Consider the following 17,885-nt stretch of genomic DNA (forward strand, 5'->3'; position numbering starts at 1 on the left):
GGGCACCGCGCGCGCCGCTGCCGCACCCCATTCCACTCCCCCGTGGCGAACGACGCCTGTCCTTCGCGTGGAATGGCGATGTCCCGCGGGCCGACCACCGCGTTCACCGGGTGGGCCGGCGGTTCCCGTCCCCTGGGGCGGAGGGGCCGATTCTGTTAGATTGGTCTAAACCACACAGCCCTTCAGATCGGCAGGCCCAGCGTGGAAGTTGTCATCGTTCCGGACGCCAAGTCGGGCGGCGAGATCATCGCCGAGGCCATGGCACGGCTCCTGAGCCGCAAGCCCGAGGCGCTGCTCGGGGTGGCCACGGGCTCGACCCCGCTGCCCGTCTACGAGGCGCTGGCGGCCCAGGTGAACTCCGGTGCCGTGGACGCCTCCCGGGCGCGGATCGCGCAGCTCGACGAGTACGTGGGACTGCCGGCCGAGCACCCGGAGTCCTACCGCTCGGTGCTCCGGCGCGAGGTGCTGGAGCCGCTCGGGATCGGGATGGACGCGTTCATGGGGCCCGACGGGACGGCCGCGGACGTGCCGGCGGCGTGCGAGGCGTACGACAGGGCGCTGGCCGCGGCCGGCGGGGTGGATCTCCAACTGCTCGGCATCGGCACCGACGGGCACATCGGGTTCAACGAGCCGTGCTCCTCGCTGGCCTCGCGGACCCGGATCAAGACGCTGACCGAGCAGACGCGGATCGACAACGCGCGCTTCTTCGACGGCGACATCGAGCAGGTGCCGCACCACGTCATCACGCAGGGCATCGGGACGATCCTGGAGGCCCGGCACCTGGTGCTGCTCGCGACGGGCGAGGGCAAGGCGGACGCGGTCGCGGCGACCGTGGAGGGGCCGGTGGCCGCGGTGTGCCCGGCCTCGGCGCTGCAGCTGCACCCGCATGCGACGGTCGTGGTCGACGAGGGCGCCGCGTCCAAGCTGAAGCTGGCGGACTACTTCCGCCACACCTACGTCAACAAGCCGGACTGGCAGGGGATCTGAGCCGCGCCGTGCACGCCGGAAGGCGCCGGGCCCGAGACCGGGTCCGGCGCCTTCTCGTTCTCCGGCGCCCGCTCAGCCGATGCCCGCGATGACCTCCGCCGCCGCCCGGCCGCAGACGCGGGCGGCACCGTGGGTGGCGATGTGCAGCGCGCCCCGGGGAGCGGCCTGCGGGAGGCCCATCTCGACCACGACGGTGTCGGGCCGCGCCGCGAGCAGGACGTCGAGGGCGCTCGCCATCCACGGGTGGCGGTGCTCGTCGCGGACCACGGCCACGATGCGCCGGGAGCCGGCCGCGGCCAGGGCCTCGCGCCCCGCGTCCGCACCGCTGAAGCTGCCCGTCTCCGTGCCGGGGAGGAGGCGGAAGAGCTCCGCCGCGACGCCCCAGGGCGTCTGGTCGCCGACCGCGAAGTTGGCGACGGGGGTGAGGGCCGCGACGTAGGGCGGCTCGGTGAGCGGGGTGACGTGCTCGGCCGCCGTCACCCGCACCGCGCGGCGGGCCGCGCGCAGGCCCACCTCGTCGTCGGGGGTGCGGTCCGGGTCGGTCTTCGCCGCCTCGGCGGTCCAGCGGGCCAGGGCCCGTACGCGTGCGGCGGCGTCCGCGAGGCGCTCCTCGGGGAGTTCGCCGGCGCGCACCGCCGAGACGAGCGCGTCGCGCAGGCGCCGTACGGTCTCCTCGTCGGACAGGCCGCCGCCCACGCAGATCGCGTCGGCGCCGGCGGCCACCGCGAGGACGCTGCCCCGCTCGATGCCGTAGGTGCTCGCGATGGCCTTCATCTCCATGCCGTCGGTGACGATGAGGCCGTCGTAGCCGAGCTCGCCGCGGAGCAGTTCGGTGAGCGCGCGGGGCGAGAGCGTCGCCGGGCGGTCCGGGTCCAGGGCGGGGACCAGGATGTGCGCGCTCATCACGGCGCGGCTGCCCGCGGCGATGGCCGCGCGGAACGGGATCAGGTCGCGGGCGTCGAGCACCGAGGCGTCCACGTCGATGCGCGGCAGCGCGTCGTGGGAGTCGACGGCCGTGTCGCCGTGGCCCGGGAAGTGCTTGGTGCAGGCGGCGACGCCGGCGGACTGCAGGCCCGTGACGTAGGCGGCGGTGTGCCGGGCGACCAGGTCGGTGTCGGCGCCGAAGGAGCGGACGCCGATCACCGGGTTCTCCGGGTTGGAGTTCACGTCGGCCGACGGGGCCCAGTCGAGGTTGACCCCGCACGCCGCCAGGCGGCGGCCGAGTTCGGCGGCCACCTCGCGGGTGAGCTCCACGTCGTCCACCGCGCCCAGCGCGTTGTTGCCGGGGAAGGAGGAGCCGGTACGGACCTCCAGGCGGGTCACGTCCCCGCCCTCCTCGTCGATGGCGACCAGGACGTCGTCGCGTTCGGCCCGCAACTGTGCGGTCAGGGCGGCCACTTGCTCGGGCGAGGCGATGTTGCGGCCGAACAGGCCGACCGAGGCGAGCCCCTCGCCGAGGCGGCGCAGCACCCAGTCGGGGGCGGTGGTCCCGGTGAACCCGGGCTGGAGGATGGTCAGCGCGTCCCGTGTGAGGGTGTCGGTGCCGCTGGCGAATGTCGTCATCGGGTGGCGTTATCCCTTCACTGCGCCCGCGGTCAGCCCCGCGGCCATCTTGCGCTGGACGAGGAGGAACAGCACGACGATCGGCACGGCCATCATCGTGGCTCCCGCCATCATCGGGGCGTATTCGGTGCCGTGCTTGGTGGTGAAGTTGCCGAGCCAGACGGTCGCGGTCTGGTGCTTCTGGCTGAGCAGCATGAGGGCGTAGATGTACTCGTTCCAGGCCTGGATGAAGGCGTAGACCGAGGTGGCGACCATGCCGGGGGCGAGCAGCGGGAAGACCACGCGGATGAAGGCGCTGGTGCGGCTGCACCCGTCGACCATCGCCGCCTCCTCCAGCTCCTTGGGGATGTTGACGATGAAGCCGCGCAGCGTCCACACCGTGAAGGGGAGGATGAAGGTCAGGTACGTGATGATCAGGCCCGTGAGCTTGTCGTACTGCTCGAGGTCGTTGAGCAGCAGGAAGACCGGGATGATCATGGCGACCAGCGGGACCATCTGCACCGCGAGGATGCCGACGATGACCACCTTGCGGCCGCGGAAGGCGAAGCGGGAGATGGCGAGGGCGGCCAGCACGCCGACGACCATGCCGATCACGACGACCGCGAGCGACACGACGAGGCTGCGGCCGACCGGGCCCCAGAAGTCCGCGATGTCCAGCGCCCGGCGGAAGTTGTCGAGCGTGAACCCGGTCGGGAACAGGCTCGGGTCCGGATCGATGGCGTCCTTCGCCGGCTTGAAGGCCGTGTTGAGCATCCAGTAGAGCGGGAAGCCGGCGATCAGGAAGACGAGGAGACCGAGCAGGTTCCAGCCGAGCTTCGACCTCCCGCGAGCCCGGCCGCCCGTGGTGGCGACGCTCGTGCTGGTCATTCGACCTCTCCGATCTTCAGCATCTGGCGCATGTAGACGGCGACGACACCGAGCAGCAGCAGCACGGTCAGCAGGGCGATCGCCGAGCCCTGGGCGTAGTCGTTGACCACGAACGCCCGGTCGTAGGAATAGGTGTTGAGGATCTGGAACTCGGGCTCCGGGTGGCCGCCGCGCATCACGAAGACCTGCGGGAAGACGCCCATGTCCCAGATCACCGACAGGGTCGTGAGCATCACGACGATCGGCTTGAGGATGGGCAGGGTGACGTAGCGGAAGACGCCCAGGGCGCCGGCGCCGTCGAGCCGGGCCGCCTCCTCCAGCTCCTTGGGGACCTGGGTGAGGCCCGCGCTGAGCGTGATGACGACGAAGGGCACGGCGCCCCACACCACGAGCAGCATGATCACGGCCAGGCCCTGGGGCCCGCTGGCGAACCAGTTGTGGCCGACCATGTCGACGCCGGGGAGCTTGCTCATCAGCGCGTTGAGGACGCCGTAGTCCGAGTCGAAGAGCCACTTGAAGACGGTGGTGGCCACGATGACCGGCATGCCCCAGCTGGCGATCAGCACGATGTTGATCATCGTCTTGACCCAGCCGGAGACCTTCTGCAGCAGCAGGGCCACGAGCATGCCGAGGACCATCGTGAGGATCACGCAGCCGGCCGCGAAGATGACGGTCCGCAGGACCACCGTCCAGAACTCGCTGTCGCCGAGCACCTTGGAGAAGTTGTCGAAGCCGACCCACTCGGCGGGCTGGAAGCCCCACAGCTGCGACTGCCCGAAGGTCTGGAAGGAGAGCGTGACCAGCCGGAAGAGCGGATACGCCATCACCAGCGCGAGGATCAGCAGGCAGGGCGCGAGCAGCAGCCAGGGCGCGGCCGCATCGCCCGAGGTCCGGCCTCTGCGTGGGTTCTTCGCGACCGGTGGTGGTGGCGCCTGCCGCGGCGGCGGCACCTTGGCGGGGGTGGTCGTGTCTGCGGCACTCATGGCGCGCTCCTCAGCGGTCCCTCAGGTCGTTCGAAAGCGAAGCCCGTACGCGTACGGGAAGCAGGGCCCCCGGCCGTCGAGGCCGTACGGGGCCCTGCTGCGAGGTCACTTGGTGTTGATGACCTTGTCGATCGCGGCGTCCGCCTCCTTCGCGGCGGCCTCGACCGACTTCTTGCCGGTGCCGATGTTCTGCAGCATCGTCTGCAGGACCTGGGCCTTCTCGACCTGACCCCAGCCGGGTGCCATCGGGACGAACCAGTTGGACTCGGCGGCGGTGGCCGGCACCGCGGTGGCCGGGTCGTTCTTCAGGGACGCGAGGTCCGTCTTGTTGTTGGGCAGGTTGCCCTTGGCCATCAGCGCCTTCTGGCCGGAGGGGCCGGTGAAGGCGTTGATCCACTCGGCGGCGACGGCCTGCGCCTTGGACTTCACCGGCACGGCGAGGTCCGAACCGCCCAGGAAGACGGGCATGTTCTTGCCGGACGGACCCGGCATCACGAAGTTCTCGAGGTTGTTCTTGAGCTTGCCGGTCTTGTCGTTCTTCGGGTCGGCGGAGGTCGCGCCCTCCCAGGCCGCGCCGAAGATCATGCCGGACTTGCCCTGGCCGTAGACGATGTAACGGTCCGACTCGTCCTTGGTCTTGTCGCCGTGCATGTACTTGTCGACGACGTTCTTGAACTCGGTGAGGCCCTTGATGGACTCCGGCGAGGACAGGTTGGCCTTCCACTGGCCGCCGTCCTCCTTGGCGATGGAGCCGCCGGCGTCGTAGACGAAGGACATGGCCGCGTACCAGTCACGGGTGGGCTGGTACCAGGCGGAGAACTTGTCGCCCTCCTTCTTCTGCACCTTGTCGAGGGCGGCGGTGAGTTCGGCGTACGTCTTCGGCGGGGTCTTCACGCCGACCGAGGCGAAGACGTCCTTGCGCCAGTTGGCGACGCGGCCACCGGCGTAGTAGGGGACGCCGTAGGTCTTGTCCTGGTACGTCACCGAGGCCTTGAGGCCGTCCAGCCAGGCGGAGGAGTTGGTGAACTTCGCCGGGTCGACGGGCGCGAAGGCGCCCTTGACCATGTAGCTCAGCATCTCGGTGTTGCCCATCTCGACCACGTCGGGGACCTTGTCGGTGGCGAGGACCGCGTCGAGCTTGGTGTTCTTGTCCGGCCAGCCGTAGTACTCGTGGTTGATCTTGATGCCGGGGTGCTTCTTCTTCACCGCCGCGTCGGCGGACTTCACCAGGTCCGGCCAGTTGTTCTGGGCGTCGACGGTGAGCCAGACGGTCAGCTCCTTGGCGTCCGCGCCGCTGCTGGAAGAGCCTTTGTCGTCGTTGCCACCGCACGCCGCGATGGAGACCATCATGCCCGCGATACCGATCGCGGCTATGAGCTTGCGCTTCACGCCACCCTCCTCAGGGATGCCCACACCTCCCGCCCCCAGGCCGGGACCTGAACCAATGGTGTAGACCAGTAGGGGGAGCTTGGACCAGACCAGAGGGCCTGTCAAGGGTGCTCGAAAAGCCTCTGACCAGCCGTTATGCGACCTACATATGCAAGAACCTTTAAGTAAGAAGGCAGCGAAAACCCCGGCGCCGGAGTACTCTCTTCCGCTAGACCATTTGACCTGTGGACTAGACCAAAAGAGACAGCGCCGGTATACAGAAGGGATCACGAAGTGACCCTCATCCGGAGCCGGGAAGGCAGAACATGAGCACCGAGGTCAGCAGTGCGGAGAACGAGGGTGGGGCGAGTGTCCGTACCGCGCGCGTGCCCAAGTACTACCGCCTGAAGAAGCACCTGCTCGAGATGACGGAGACGCAGTCTCCCGGCACCCCGGTACCGCCCGAGCGCACCCTGGCCGCCGAGTTCGACACCTCCCGCACCACCGTGCGCCAGGCCCTCCAGGAGCTGGTGGTCGAAGGCCGTCTGGAGCGGATCCAGGGCAAGGGCACCTTCGTCGCCAAGCCCAAGGTCTCGCAGGCGCTGCAACTGACCTCGTACACCGAGGACATGCGGGCCCAGGGCCTGGAGCCGACCTCGCAGCTGCTGGACATCGGCTACATCACGGCCGACGACCGGCTCGCCGAGCTCCTCGACATCACGGCCGGCGGCCGGGTGCTGCGCATCGAGCGCCTGCGCATGGCCAACGCCGAGCCGATGGCGATCGAGACGACGCACCTCAGCGCCAAGCGCTTCCCCGCCCTGCGCCGGTCCCTGGTCAAGTACACCTCGCTCTACACCGCGCTTGCCGAGGTCTACGACGTCCATCTCGCCGAGGCCGAGGAGACCATCGAGACCTCGCTGGCCACCCCGCGCGAGGCCGGCCTGCTCGGCACCGACGTGGGCCTGCCGATGCTGATGCTCTCCCGCCACTCGCTGGACCGTGACGGGCAGCCGGTGGAGTGGGTGCGCTCGGTGTACCGCGGCGACCGCTACAAGTTCGTCGCACGTCTGAAGAGGCCGCAGGACTAAGGCACTTCCGGTACCGCACACGGTGTAGCGCCCTCGCGTCTCCTGCTCTACGTTCCTCCCGTCGCCGCATGGACGGGAGGACATCCCAGTGCGTACCGCGAACGTCCGCTCCATCGTCATCTGGACCCTCGTAGCTCTGGTCGGCGCGGCGGGCTGGTCCGTCCTCGCGCTCTCCCGGGGCGAGGACGTCTCGGCCGCCTGGATGGTCGCGGCGGCCCTCGGCACGTACGCGATCGGCTACCGCTTCTACGCGAAGTTCATCGCGCACCGCGTGCTCAAGGTCGACGGGTCACGGGCCACCCCGGCCGAACGCCTCGACAACGGCATCGACTTCCATCCAACGGACCGCCGCGTCCTGCTGGGCCACCACTTCGCCGCCATCGCGGGGGCCGGCCCCCTCGTCGGACCGGTGCTGGCCGCGCAGATGGGCTATCTGCCCGGCACCATCTGGATCATCGCCGGCGTCGTCTTCGCGGGCGCGGTGCAGGACATGGTGGTGCTGTTCTTCTCCACCCGGCGGGACGGCCGCTCGCTGGGGCAGATGGCCCGTGAGGAGATCGGCCCGTTCGGCGGCGCGGCCGCCCTGATCGCCGCCTTCGCCATCATGATCATCCTGCTCGGGGTGCTGGCCCTGGTCGTCGTCAACGCCCTGGCCTCCTCGCCCTGGGGCACCTTCTCCATCGCGATGACCATCCCGATCGCCCTGCTGATGGGGTTCTACCTGCGGGTGCTGCGGCCCGGCCGGGTCGCCGAGGTCTCGCTGATCGGCGTGGCGCTGCTGCTGCTCGCCCTCGTCGCGGGCCGCCGGGTCGCCGAGTCGTCGTGGGCCGGCGCCTTCACCCTCGCGCCCTCGACGCTGGTGCTCTGGCTGGTGGCGTACGGCTTCGTCGCCTCGATCCTGCCGGTGTGGATGCTGCTCGCGCCCCGCGACTACCTGTCCACCTTCCTGAAGATCGGCACGATCGTGCTGCTCGCGCTGGGCGTCGTCCTGACCGTGCCGACGCTGCGGATGGACGCGGTGACGCACTTCGCCGCACGCGGCGACGGCCCGGTCTTCGCCGGCTCCCTCTTCCCCTTCGTCTTCATCACCATCGCCTGCGGCGCTCTGTCCGGCTTCCACGCGCTCATCTCCAGCGGCACGACGCCGAAGATGATCCAGAAGGAGACGCAGGTCCGGATGATCGGCTACGGCTCCATGCTGATGGAGTCGTCGGTGGCGATCATGGCGCTGGTCGCGGCGAGCATCATCGACCCGGGGCTGTACTTCGCGATGAACGCCCCGGCCGGCGCGATCGGCACCACCGTGCAGAACGCCTCGCAGGTGGTGACCGGTTGGGGCTATCACATCTCCACCGCCGACCTCGCCCAGGCCGCGAAGAACGTCGAGGAGACGACCCTGCTCTCCCGCACCGGCGGTGCGCCCACGCTCGCCGTCGGCGTCTCGGAGATCTTCTCCAAGGTCACGGGTGGGAGCCTGCGCGCCTTCTGGTACCACTTCGCGATCATGTTCGAGGCGCTGTTCATCCTGACCGCGCTGGACGCCGGCACGCGGGTGGGCCGGTTCATGCTCCAGGACATGCTGGGCAACGTCGTACGGCCCTTCAGGAACGTCAGCTGGAAGCCGGGCCTGGCCATCACGAGCGGCATCGTGTGCGCGCTGTGGGGCTACTTCCTCTGGGTCGGCGTCCACGAACCCCTCGGCGGCATCAACCAGCTCTTCCCGATCTTCGGCATCTCCAACCAGCTGCTCGCCGCGGTCGCCCTGGCCGTCTGCACCACCCTGCTGGTGAAGTCCGGGCGGCTGAAGTGGGCCTGGATCACGGGGATTCCGCTCGCCTGGGACGTGACGGTCACCCTGACCGCCAGCTGGCAGAAGGTGTTCTCCGGCGACCCCAAGGTCGGCTTCTTCAAGCAGCGTTCGGTGTTCCAGGACGCCATCGACGCCGGGAAGGTGCTGCCGCCCGCCAAGAACATGGACGACATGCACACCGTGGTCACCAACTCCACGGTGGACGGCGTCCTTTCGGCGGCCCTCGCGCTCCTGGTCGTCGTGGTCGTCGCGGACGCGCTGCGGGTCTGCGTCCGGCACGTCCGCCGGCCCGCGCTGTCCACCCTGAGCGAGTCGCCGTACGTCGCCTCGCGGATCACCGCCCCGGCGGGACTCGTCGAGACCCGCGAGGAGAAGGAGGAGGTGCGCCGTGCGACTGCCGGCACCGCTGCACCGGGCGATTAGGGGCGTGCGCTGGTACGTGCGCGAGCTGACCGACGAGTCGGCGTACGACCGCTACGTGGCGCACCTGCGCGCGAACCACCCGGAGGCCGAAGTGCCGTCGCGGCGCGCCTTCGAGCGGATGCGGACGGACCGCCGGGAGGAGGATCCGCGGCAGGGATTCCGCTGCTGCTGACACCGTTGTCCACCCGAGACTCCGCCTTCACTGAATCGACATACCGATATGCGGACGAGGTCTTCCGTTTTCGCGACACGGTGACCTAGATTGCCTGCGCATTACACAGGTGATCACAGGTGATCGTGAGGGGACGGAGCCGCGATATGTCCGAAGTGCCCGAAGTAAGACCACCGGTGGTGACCCCCATGCGTGTGGTCATCGCCGTCTGCCTGATCGCGCCCTTCGTCGCGATGCTCTGGGTCGGCTCGTACTCCAAGACCGACCCGGAGTTCATCGGCATCCCGTTCTTCTACTGGTACCAGATGCTCTGGGTGCTGATCTCCACCGCGCTGACGATGACCGCGTACCAGCTGTGGCAGCGTGACCAGCGCGCCCGCGCCTCCAAGAAGGGCGGTGCGTCGGAATGAAGGACGGCGTGAACGGCGTCGCGCTCGGCGTCTTCATCTTCTTCTTCGTGGCCGTGACCGTCATGGGCTTCCTGGCGGCACGCTGGCGCAAGGCCGAGAACGAGCACTCGCTCGACGAATGGGGCCTGGGCGGCCGGTCGTTCGGCACCTGGGTCACCTGGTTCCTGCTCGGCGGCGACCTGTACACGGCGTACACGTTCGTCGCCGTCCCCGCGGCGATCTACGCGGCGGGCGCGGCCGGCTTCTTCGCGGTGCCGTACACCATCCTGGTCTACCCGCTGATCTTCACCTTCCTGCCCCGGCTGTGGTCGGTCTCCCACCGGCACGGGTATGTGACGACCTCGGACTTCGTGCGCGGCCGCTTCGGCTCCAAGAGCCTGTCGCTGGCCGTCGCGGTCACCGGCATCCTCGCCACGATGCCCTACATCGCGCTCCAACTGGTCGGCATCCAGGCCGTGCTGGACGTGATGGGCGTCGGCGGCGGCGACAGCACCAACTGGTTCGTGAAGGACCTGCCGCTGCTGATCGCGTTCGGCGTCCTCGCGGCGTACACCTACTCCTCGGGTCTGCGGGCCCCCGCGCTGATCGCGTTCGTGAAGGACGCGCTGATCTACATCGTCATCGCGGTGGCGATCATCTACATCCCGATCAAGCTGGGCGGCTTCGACGACATCTTCTCCAAGGCCGGCGCGGCGTTCGCGCAGACCAACCCGGCGACCGGCAAGCCGCGCGGCGCCCTGGTGCCGCCGGAGGCGGGTCAATGGACGTACGCCACGCTGGCGTTGGGCTCCGCGCTGGCGCTCTTCATGTACCCGCACTCGATCACCGCGACGCTGTCCTCGCGCAGCCGTGAGGTCATCCGCCGCAACACCACGATCCTGCCGCTGTACTCCCTGATGCTGGGCCTGCTGGCGCTGCTCGGCTTCATGGCGATCGCGGCCGGGATCAAGGTCACCAACGGGCAGCTGGCGATCCCGCAGCTGTTCGAGAACATGTTCCCGTCCTGGTTCGCGGGTGTGGCCTTCGCGGCCATCGGCATCGGCGCCCTGGTGCCGGCGGCGATCATGTCGATCGCTGCCGCGAACCTCTTCACCCGCAACATCTACCGGGACTTCATCAAGCCGGACGCGACACCGAAGCAGGAGGCCCAGGTCTCCAAGATCGTGTCGCTGCTGGTGAAGGTCGGCGCGCTGGTCTTCGTCCTCACCATGGACAAGACGGTCGCCATCAACTTCCAGCTCCTGGGCGGCATCTGGATCCTGCAGACCTTCCCGGCCCTGGTCGGCGGCCTGTTCACCCGCTGGTTCCACCGCTGGGCGCTGCTCGGCGGCTGGGCGGTCGGCATGATCTACGGCACCGTCGCCGCGTACGGCGTCGCCTCGCCGACCCAGAAGCACTTCGGCGGCTCGGCGAAGGAGATCCCCGGGATCGGCGAGATCGGCTACATCGGCCTGACCGCGTTCGTGATGAACCTGGTGGTGACGGTGGTACTGACCTTCGTCCTGAAGGCCGTGAAGGCCCCGGAGGGCGTCGACGAGACCGCGGCGGACGACTACACCGTGGACAGCGGCGACCCGGGCGTGCAGGTGGAACTGCCGCCCGCGACGGCGGCGGAGTCGCGCTAGCAACTGCACATGTTCGACGGGCCGTCGGGGAAACCCGGCGGCCCGTTGTCGTACCCGTCCAGCACACTCGGTCCATGGACATCGAGATCCGGTCCGCGGACCCCCGCGAGTACGAGACCCTCGGCGAGATCACCGCCCGGGCCTATCTTCAGGACGGCCTGCTGGCCTTCGGCGACGAGGACGACTGGTACCTCGGCGAACTCAAGGACGTGGCCAAGCGGGCGTCCGCGGCCGAGGTGCTGGTGGCCGTCCGCGACGGCGACGTCCTCGGCGGCGTCACGTTCGTGCCCGCCGGCGGTCCCATGGCCGAGCTCGCCCGCCCCTCGGAGGCGGAGATCCGCATGCTCGCCGTGGCCCACGCGGCACGCGGCAGAGGCGTCGGACAGGCCCTCGTAGGAGCCTGCGTCGACCGGGCGAGAAACGCGGGCTGCACCGGTGTCGTCCTGTCGACCCAGCACGCCATGCACGCCGCGCACCGCATCTACGAACGCCACGGCTTCGTCCGCGTCCCGGAGCGGGACTGGCGCCCGATGCCCGGCCACGACTTCACGCTCCTCACCTATGAGTTGACGTTCTGACACGCTCCGAAGTCACCGCGACACAACATATGGGGGTGCGTCTCACACCCGGCACAAGATGTATGCTCATGCTCGCTGTCGCCGCAGGGGAATCCGGTGCGAATCCGGAACTGTCCCGCAACGGTGTACCCATCCGTGTTCGCACATGTATGGGCGTCAGTCCGAGGACCTGCCGACAGTGCGCCCGGCCACCGTGGCCCGGGTGCTTCGACGTCCGGGCCTCGTGGAGTGGGCCGGTGGACGCGGCGCCGTCGTGCGCTCGTGGCTGCCCCCTGCCCTCCGCCAGGCCCCCGTGCCGAGCGAGGGAGAGCCCCACGTGACCATCGCGCCAGCCGATCCGGCTTCAGCGACACCGTCTGCGACATCGGCCGACGACGGTCCCGGAACCGCACTGCTGCGGACCCTGACCGAGCTGACCGCCGACCTCCCCGACGCCGACCCCGGCCGGGTCGCCGCCGCCGCGCTGCGCGGACGCTCCGCGCGGGCGGACGAGACGGAGTTGCGCGAGCTGGCCACGGAGGCGGCCGCCGGCCTCATCTCCGAGGACCCCGCCTACTCGCGGCTTGCCGCGCGCCTGCTGACGATCGGCATCGCGGCGGAGGCCGCCTCGCAGGGCGTCACGTGCTTCACCGAGTCGGTCGCCGTCGGCCACCGCGAGGGCCTCATCGCCGACCGCACGGCGGAGTTCGCCCGGTTGCACGCCGCCCGGCTCGACGCGCTGGTCGACCCTCAAGGCGACGACCGCTTCGGCTACTTCGGCCTGCGCACCCTGCACAGCCGCTACCTGCTGCGGCACCCCATCACCCGCAAGGTGATCGAGACGCCGCAGCACTTCATGCTGCGGGTGGCGGCCGGCCTCGCCGAGGACGACACCGCGCGCTCCGTCGACGAAGTCGCCGCGCTCTACCGCCTGATGAGCCGCCTCGACTACCTCCCCTCCTCCCCCACCCTCTTCAACTCCGGTACACGGCACCCGCAGATGTCGTCCTGCTACCTCCTCGACTCCCCCAAGGACGAGCTGGACTCCATCTACGACCGCTACCACCAGGTCGCCCGTCTCTCGAAGCACGCCGGCGGCATCGGCCTCGCCTACTCCCGCATCCGCGCCCGGGGTTCGCTGATCCGCGGCACCAACGGGCACTCGAACGGCATCGTCCCGTTCCTGAAGACCCTGGACGCCTCGGTCGCCGCCGTGAACCAGGGCGGCCGGCGCAAGGGCGCGGCCGCGGTCTACCTGGAGACCTGGCACCTGGACATCGAGGAGTTCCTGGAGCTGCGCGACAACACCGGTGAGGACGCCCGCCGTACGCACAACCTGAACCTCGCGCACTGGATCCCGGACGAGTTCATGCGCCGGGTCGACTCCGACGGGCAGTGGTCGCTGTTCTCCCCGGCGGACGTGCCGGAACTCGTCGACCTGTGGGGCGAGGAGTTCGACGCCGCCTACCGCGGGGCGGAGGCCGCGGGCCTGGCCCGCAGGACCGTCCCGGCCCGCGAGCTCTACGGCCGCATGATGCGCACCCTCGCCCAGACCGGCAACGGCTGGATGACCTTCAAGGACGCGGCCAACCGCACCGCCAACCAGACGGCCGAGCCGGGCCGCGTCGTCCACTCCTCGAACCTCTGCACGGAGATCCTGGAGGTCACGGACGACGGCGAGACCGCGGTCTGCAACCTGGGCTCGGTGAACCTGGGCGCCTTCGTCGACCCGGCGACCGGCGACATCGACTGGGAGCGGCTGGACGGGACCGTCCGCACGGCCGTCACCTTCCTGGACCGCGTGGTCGACATCAACTTCTACCCGACCGAGCAGGCGGGCCGCTCCAACGCGCGCTGGCGCCCCGTCGGCCTCGGTGCGATGGGCCTGCAGGACGTCTTCTTCAAGCTGCGGCTGCCCTTCGACTCCCCCGCGGCCAAGGCGCTGTCGACCCGTATCGCCGAGCGCATCATGCTCGCCGCGTACGAGGCCTCCGCCGACCTCGCCGAGCGCAACGGCCCGCTGCCGGCCTGGGAGCAGACCCGCACCGCCCGCGGCGTCCTGCACCCCGACCACTACGGCGTCGAGCCGGTCTGGCCCGAGCGCTGGGCGGCGCTGCGGGAGCGCATCGCGGCCGTCGGCCTGCGGAACTCCCTGCTCCTCGCCATCGCGCCGACCGCCACCATCGCGTCGATCGCCGGCGTCTACGAGTGCATCGAGCCGCAGGTGTCGAACCTCTTCAAGCGCGAGACCCTGTCCGGTGAGTTCCTGCAGGTGAACTCGTACTTGGTGAACGACCTGAAGGAACTCGGCGTCTGGGACGCCCGCACCCGCGAGGCGCTGCGCGAGGCCAGCGGCTCGGTGCAGGACTTCGCCTGGATCCCCGAGGAGGTACGGCGCCTGTACCGCACGGCGTGGGAGATCCCGCAGCGCGGCCTGATCGACATGGCCGCGGCCCGCACCCCGTACCTCGACCAGTCGCAGTCCCTGAACCTCTTCCTGGAGACGCCGACCATCGGCAAGCTCTCCTCGATGTACGCGTACGCCTGGAAACAGGGTCTGAAGACGACGTACTACCTGCGCTCGCGCCCGGCGACCCGCATCGCCCGCGCGGCCCGCGCCGCCGTCCCCGTCCAGCAGGCCGCCGACCCCGAGGCGGTCGCCTGCTCCCTGGAAAACCCCGAGTCCTGCGAGGCCTGCCAGTAATGACCAGCCGTAACACCAACCTGCTCGACCCGGGCTTCGAGCTGACACTGCGCCCCATGCGCTACCCGGACTTCTACGAGCGCTACCGGGACGCCATCAAGAACACCTGGACCGTGGAGGAGGTCGACCTCCACTCGGACGTCGCCGACCTCGCCAAGCTCAGCCCTGCCGAGCAGCACCTCATCGGCCGGCTGGTCGCCTTCTTCGCGACGGGCGACTCGATCGTGGCGAACAACCTGGTGCTGACGCTGTACAAGCACATCAACTCCCCCGAGGCGCGCCTCTACCTGAGCCGCCAGCTCTTCGAGGAGGCCGTGCACGTCCAGTTCTATCTGACGCTCCTGGACACCTACCTCCCCGACCCGGAGGACCGCGCCGCGGCCTTCGCGGCCGTGGAGAGCATCCCCTCCATCCGCGAGAAGGCGGAGTTCTGCTTCCGGTGGATGGACTCGGTGGAGAAGCTGGACCGCCTGGAGTCCCAGGCCGACCGCCGCCGCTTCCTGCTCAACCTGATCTGCTTCGCGGCCTGCATCGAGGGCCTGTTCTTCTACGGCGCCTTCGCCTACGTGTACTGGTTCCGCAGCCGCGGCCTGCTGCACGGCCTCGCCACGGGCACCAACTGGGTCTTCCGCGACGAGACGATGCACATGTCGTTCGCCTTCGACGTGGTCGACACCGTCCGCAAGGAGGAGCCGGAGCTCTTCGACGACGGACTCCGTCAGCAGGTGACGGACATGCTGCGCGAGGCGGTCGAGGCCGAGCTGCAGTTCGCCCGCGACCTGTGCGGCGAGGGCCTGCCCGGCATGAACACCGACTCGATGCGCCAGTACCTCGAGTGCGTCGCCGACCAGCGCCTGACCCGCCTCGGCTTCGCGCCGGTGTACGGCAGCGAGAACCCCTTCTCCTTCATGGAGTTGCAGGGCGTGCAGGAGCTGACCAACTTCTTCGAGCGCCGCCCGTCGGCGTACCAGGTGGCCGTGGAGGGCACGGTCGACCTCGACGAGGACTTCTGACGCCTTTTTCCGGGACGGCCCATGGAGCATCCATGGGCCGTCCATGGACCTTCTATGGAGCGGCAAAGTTATCGGGGCCGCTCTGGTTCAGCCTCCCGGACCGGGACTACGTTCTCGCCGTCAAAGTGTCATGCCCGCGACGACACCGCCGCCGCTACGCGCGTCACAGGCCTGCCATCAGCGTCGAGAACCCCACTCCAACGACGGAGGCAGCACCCCCATGCGTGAAAAGCCCAGACGGAGCCTGCGAAGACTCCTGACCGCCGTCATACCCGCTCTCGCCCTCGGCCTTGCCGGACTCGTCGCCGCACCCACGGCGCAGGCGCAGGTCCACCCCGACTCCCGCGTCACCCAGAACTCCAAGGCCCTGACCTCCCCCGACCGGCAGACCTTCCACTCGACCGGCAAGGCCGGCCAGAAGGTGCCGACCACCCGTCTGTGCGCCACGGCCGCGCCCGGTCACGCGTCCTGCTTCGCGCAGCGGCGCACCGACATCAAGCAGCGGCTGGCCTCCGCGGTCGCCGCGGCCGCGCCCTCCGGCCTCAGCCCGGCCAACCTGCACAGCGCCTACAACCTGCCCTCGACGGGCGGCTCCGGCCTGACGGTTGCCGTGGTCGACGCCTACAACGACCCCAACGCCGCGTCGGACCTGGCCACTTACCGCTCGCAGTACGGCCTGTCCTCGTGCACCAAGGCCAACGGCTGCTTCAAGCAGGTCAGCCAGACCGGCTCCACCACCTCGCTGCCGACCAACGACACCGGCTGGGCCGGTGAAGAGGCGCTCGACATCGACATGGTCAGCGCCGTCTGCCCGAACTGCAACATCATCCTGGTCGAGGCGAACTCCGCCAACGACACCGACCTCGGCATCGCCGAGAACGAGGCCGTCTCGCTCGGCGCCAAGTTCGTCTCCAACAGCTGGGGCGGCGACGAGGCCTCCTCGCAGACGAGCGAGGACACCTCGTACTTCAAGCACCCGGGTGTCGCGATCACCGTCTCCGCGGGCGACTCCGGCTACGGCGCCGAGTACCCGGCGACCTCCCAGTACGTGACCGCCGTCGGCGGCACCGCGCTCTCCACCTCCTCCAACTCCCGCGGCTGGACCGAGTCCGTGTGGAAGACGAGCAGCACGGAGGGCACCGGCTCCGGCTGCTCCGCCTACGACCCCAAGCCGAGCTGGCAGACCGACACCGGGTGCAGCAAGCGCATGGAGGCCGACGTCTCCGCGGTCGCCGACCCGGCCACCGGCGTGGCGGTCTACGACACCTACGGCGGCTCCGGCTGGGCGGTCTACGGCGGCACCAGCGCCTCGTCGCCGATCATCGCCGGCGTCTACGCGCTGGCCGGCACGCCCGGCTCCGCCGACTACCCGGCGAAGTATCCCTACGGCCACACCAGCAACCTGTACGACGTGACCAGCGGCAACAACGGCTCCTGCTCCACGTCGTACTTCTGCACCGCGGCCACCGGCTACGACGGCCCGACCGGCTGGGGCACCCCCAACGGCACCACGGCCTTCACCGCCGGCACCAGCACCGGCAACACGGTGACCGTCAGCAACCCGGGCAGCCAGTCCACCGCGACCGGCAGCTCGGCCGGCCTGCAGATCAGCGCGTCCGACAGCGCGGGCGCCGCGCTCACCTACAGCGCCACCGGCCTGCCGACCGGGCTGTCCATCAACAGCTCGACCGGCCTGATCTCCGGCACGGCGTCCACCGCGGGCACCTTCCAGGTCACCGTCACCGCGAAGGACAGCACGGGCGCCTCGGGCTCGACGTCCTTCACCTGGACGGTCAGCACCTCGGGCGGCGGCACCTGCACGGCGGCGCAGCTCCTGGGCAACCAGGGCTTCGAGTCGGGCAGCACCACCTGGACCGCCAGCAGCGGGGTCATCACCAACGACACCGGTGAGGCCGCACACAGCGGCTCCTACAAGGCCTGGCTGGACGGCTACGGCTCCACCCACACCGACACCCTGTCCCAGTCGGTGACCGTACCCACCGGCTGCAAGGCCACCTTCACCTTCTACCTGCACGTCGACACGTCGGAGACCACCAGCAGCACCGCCTACGACAAGCTGACGGTCACCGCCGGGTCCACCACCCTCGCGACGTACTCCAACCTCAACGCCGCCTCCGGCTACGTGCAGAAGTCCTTCGACCTGTCCTCCTACGCGGGCTCGTCCGTCACCCTGAAGTTCAGCGGTGCCGAGGACTCCTCCCTGCAGACCAGCTTCGTCGTCGACGACACCGCCGTCACGACCAGCTGACCCCACCGCACCCAGGGCCCCGGCCGCCGCCTTCGCGGCCGGG

At 69.6% G+C, this 17,885-nt stretch carries 14 protein-coding genes and 1 riboswitch; of the genes, 10 read left to right on the forward strand and 4 right to left on the reverse strand.

What is annotated here, in order from left to right:
• Positions 1 to 201 precede the first annotated feature (201 nt).
• On the forward strand, positions 202 to 987 hold the full coding sequence (gene nagB / locus ACFU97_RS03730) for a glucosamine-6-phosphate deaminase (RefSeq protein WP_384250400.1): 786 nt from the start codon (positions 202 to 204) through the stop codon (positions 985 to 987).
• A 72-nt stretch (positions 988 to 1,059) separates the two neighbouring features.
• On the opposite strand, the gene ACFU97_RS03735 is transcribed toward nagB, so the two are convergent.
• The 4 genes from ACFU97_RS03735 to ACFU97_RS03750 form a co-directional block, all read right to left on the reverse strand.
• On the reverse strand, positions 1,060 to 2,550 hold the full coding sequence (locus tag ACFU97_RS03735) for a glycoside hydrolase family 3 protein (RefSeq protein WP_384250403.1): 1,491 nt from the start codon (positions 2,548 to 2,550) through the stop codon (positions 1,060 to 1,062).
• Between the two features lie 9 nt (positions 2,551 to 2,559).
• Positions 2,560 to 3,417, reverse strand: a complete 858-nt coding sequence (locus tag ACFU97_RS03740) for a carbohydrate ABC transporter permease (RefSeq protein WP_384250405.1) — start codon at positions 3,415 to 3,417, stop codon at positions 2,560 to 2,562.
• The gene (locus ACFU97_RS03745) at positions 3,414 to 4,400 is read right to left on the reverse strand and encodes a carbohydrate ABC transporter permease (protein ID WP_384250408.1); all 987 of its coding nucleotides are present in this window, start codon (positions 4,398 to 4,400) and stop codon (positions 3,414 to 3,416) included. Before ACFU97_RS03745 ends, ACFU97_RS03740 begins: the two co-directional genes overlap by 4 nt.
• 105 nt (positions 4,401 to 4,505) lie before the next feature.
• Positions 4,506 to 5,789 carry an extracellular solute-binding protein gene (locus ACFU97_RS03750; RefSeq protein WP_384250410.1) on the reverse strand — a complete coding sequence of 428 codons (1,284 nt, stop codon included), beginning with the start codon at positions 5,787 to 5,789 and terminating at the stop codon, positions 4,506 to 4,508.
• A gap of 305 nt (positions 5,790 to 6,094) precedes the next feature.
• Between ACFU97_RS03750 and ACFU97_RS03755 the strand changes: the two genes are divergently transcribed.
• From ACFU97_RS03755 to ACFU97_RS03795, 9 genes are all read left to right on the forward strand, one after another.
• A complete protein-coding gene (locus ACFU97_RS03755; RefSeq protein WP_384250412.1) occupies positions 6,095 to 6,859 on the forward strand; it encodes a GntR family transcriptional regulator in 765 nt (254 codons plus the stop codon).
• An 88-nt stretch (positions 6,860 to 6,947) separates the two neighbouring features.
• On the forward strand, positions 6,948 to 9,092 hold the full coding sequence (locus ACFU97_RS03760; RefSeq protein WP_384250415.1) for a carbon starvation CstA family protein: 2,145 nt from the start codon (positions 6,948 to 6,950) through the stop codon (positions 9,090 to 9,092).
• A 4-nt stretch (positions 9,093 to 9,096) separates the two neighbouring features.
• On the forward strand, positions 9,097 to 9,264 hold the full coding sequence (locus ACFU97_RS03765; RefSeq protein WP_384250418.1) for a YbdD/YjiX family protein: 168 nt from the start codon (positions 9,097 to 9,099) through the stop codon (positions 9,262 to 9,264).
• Positions 9,265 to 9,410: 146 nt separating this feature from the next.
• Positions 9,411 to 9,674 carry a DUF3311 domain-containing protein gene (locus ACFU97_RS03770; protein WP_384250420.1) on the forward strand — a complete coding sequence of 88 codons (264 nt, stop codon included), beginning with the start codon at positions 9,411 to 9,413 and terminating at the stop codon, positions 9,672 to 9,674.
• Positions 9,671 to 11,299 (forward strand): monocarboxylate uptake permease MctP, encoded by a 1,629-nt coding sequence (gene mctP / locus ACFU97_RS03775; protein ID WP_384250423.1) that lies wholly within the window; start codon positions 9,671 to 9,673, stop codon positions 11,297 to 11,299. Before ACFU97_RS03770 ends, mctP begins: the two co-directional genes overlap by 4 nt.
• A 74-nt stretch (positions 11,300 to 11,373) precedes the next feature.
• Complete coding sequence (locus ACFU97_RS03780) at positions 11,374 to 11,877, forward strand: GNAT family N-acetyltransferase (protein ID WP_384250424.1); 504 nt, start codon at positions 11,374 to 11,376, stop codon at positions 11,875 to 11,877.
• Positions 11,878 to 11,909: 32 nt separating this feature from the next.
• A riboswitch (cobalamin riboswitch) is annotated at positions 11,910 to 12,069 on the forward strand.
• A 124-nt stretch (positions 12,070 to 12,193) separates the two neighbouring features.
• A complete protein-coding gene (locus tag ACFU97_RS03785; protein WP_384250427.1) occupies positions 12,194 to 14,560 on the forward strand; it encodes a ribonucleoside-diphosphate reductase subunit alpha in 2,367 nt (788 codons plus the stop codon).
• Positions 14,560 to 15,573, forward strand: a complete 1,014-nt coding sequence (locus tag ACFU97_RS03790) for a ribonucleotide-diphosphate reductase subunit beta (RefSeq protein ID WP_384250430.1) — start codon at positions 14,560 to 14,562, stop codon at positions 15,571 to 15,573. The genes ACFU97_RS03785 and ACFU97_RS03790 overlap by 1 nt, the downstream gene beginning before the upstream one ends.
• A 220-nt stretch (positions 15,574 to 15,793) precedes the next feature.
• Entirely contained in the window at positions 15,794 to 17,842 is a 2,049-nt protein-coding gene (locus ACFU97_RS03795) for a putative Ig domain-containing protein (RefSeq protein WP_384250432.1), read from the forward strand.
• Positions 17,843 to 17,885 lie beyond the last annotated feature (43 nt).

Source organism: Streptomyces sp. NPDC057616 (genome assembly GCF_042800575.1).
In the GTDB taxonomy this organism is placed as follows: Bacteria; Actinomycetota; Actinomycetes; order Streptomycetales; family Streptomycetaceae; genus Streptomyces.

Coding starts and splice junctions, on each gene's coding strand:
- ACFU97_RS03790 (WP_384250430.1), top strand. CDS start 14,560: ATGACCAGCCGTAACACCAACCTGCTCGACCCGGGCTTCGAGCTGACA.
- ACFU97_RS03745 (WP_384250408.1), bottom strand. CDS start 4,400: ATGAGTGCCGCAGACACGACCACCCCCGCCAAGGTGCCGCCGCCGCGG.
- ACFU97_RS03740 (WP_384250405.1), bottom strand. CDS start 3,417: ATGACCAGCACGAGCGTCGCCACCACGGGCGGCCGGGCTCGCGGGAGG.
- ACFU97_RS03735 (WP_384250403.1), bottom strand. CDS start 2,550: ATGACGACATTCGCCAGCGGCACCGACACCCTCACACGGGACGCGCTG.
- ACFU97_RS03780 (WP_384250424.1), top strand. CDS start 11,374: ATGGACATCGAGATCCGGTCCGCGGACCCCCGCGAGTACGAGACCCTC.
- ACFU97_RS03755 (WP_384250412.1), top strand. CDS start 6,095: ATGAGCACCGAGGTCAGCAGTGCGGAGAACGAGGGTGGGGCGAGTGTC.
- ACFU97_RS03795 (WP_384250432.1), top strand. CDS start 15,794: ATGCGTGAAAAGCCCAGACGGAGCCTGCGAAGACTCCTGACCGCCGTC.
- mctP (WP_384250423.1), top strand. CDS start 9,671: ATGAAGGACGGCGTGAACGGCGTCGCGCTCGGCGTCTTCATCTTCTTC.
- ACFU97_RS03770 (WP_384250420.1), top strand. CDS start 9,411: ATGTCCGAAGTGCCCGAAGTAAGACCACCGGTGGTGACCCCCATGCGT.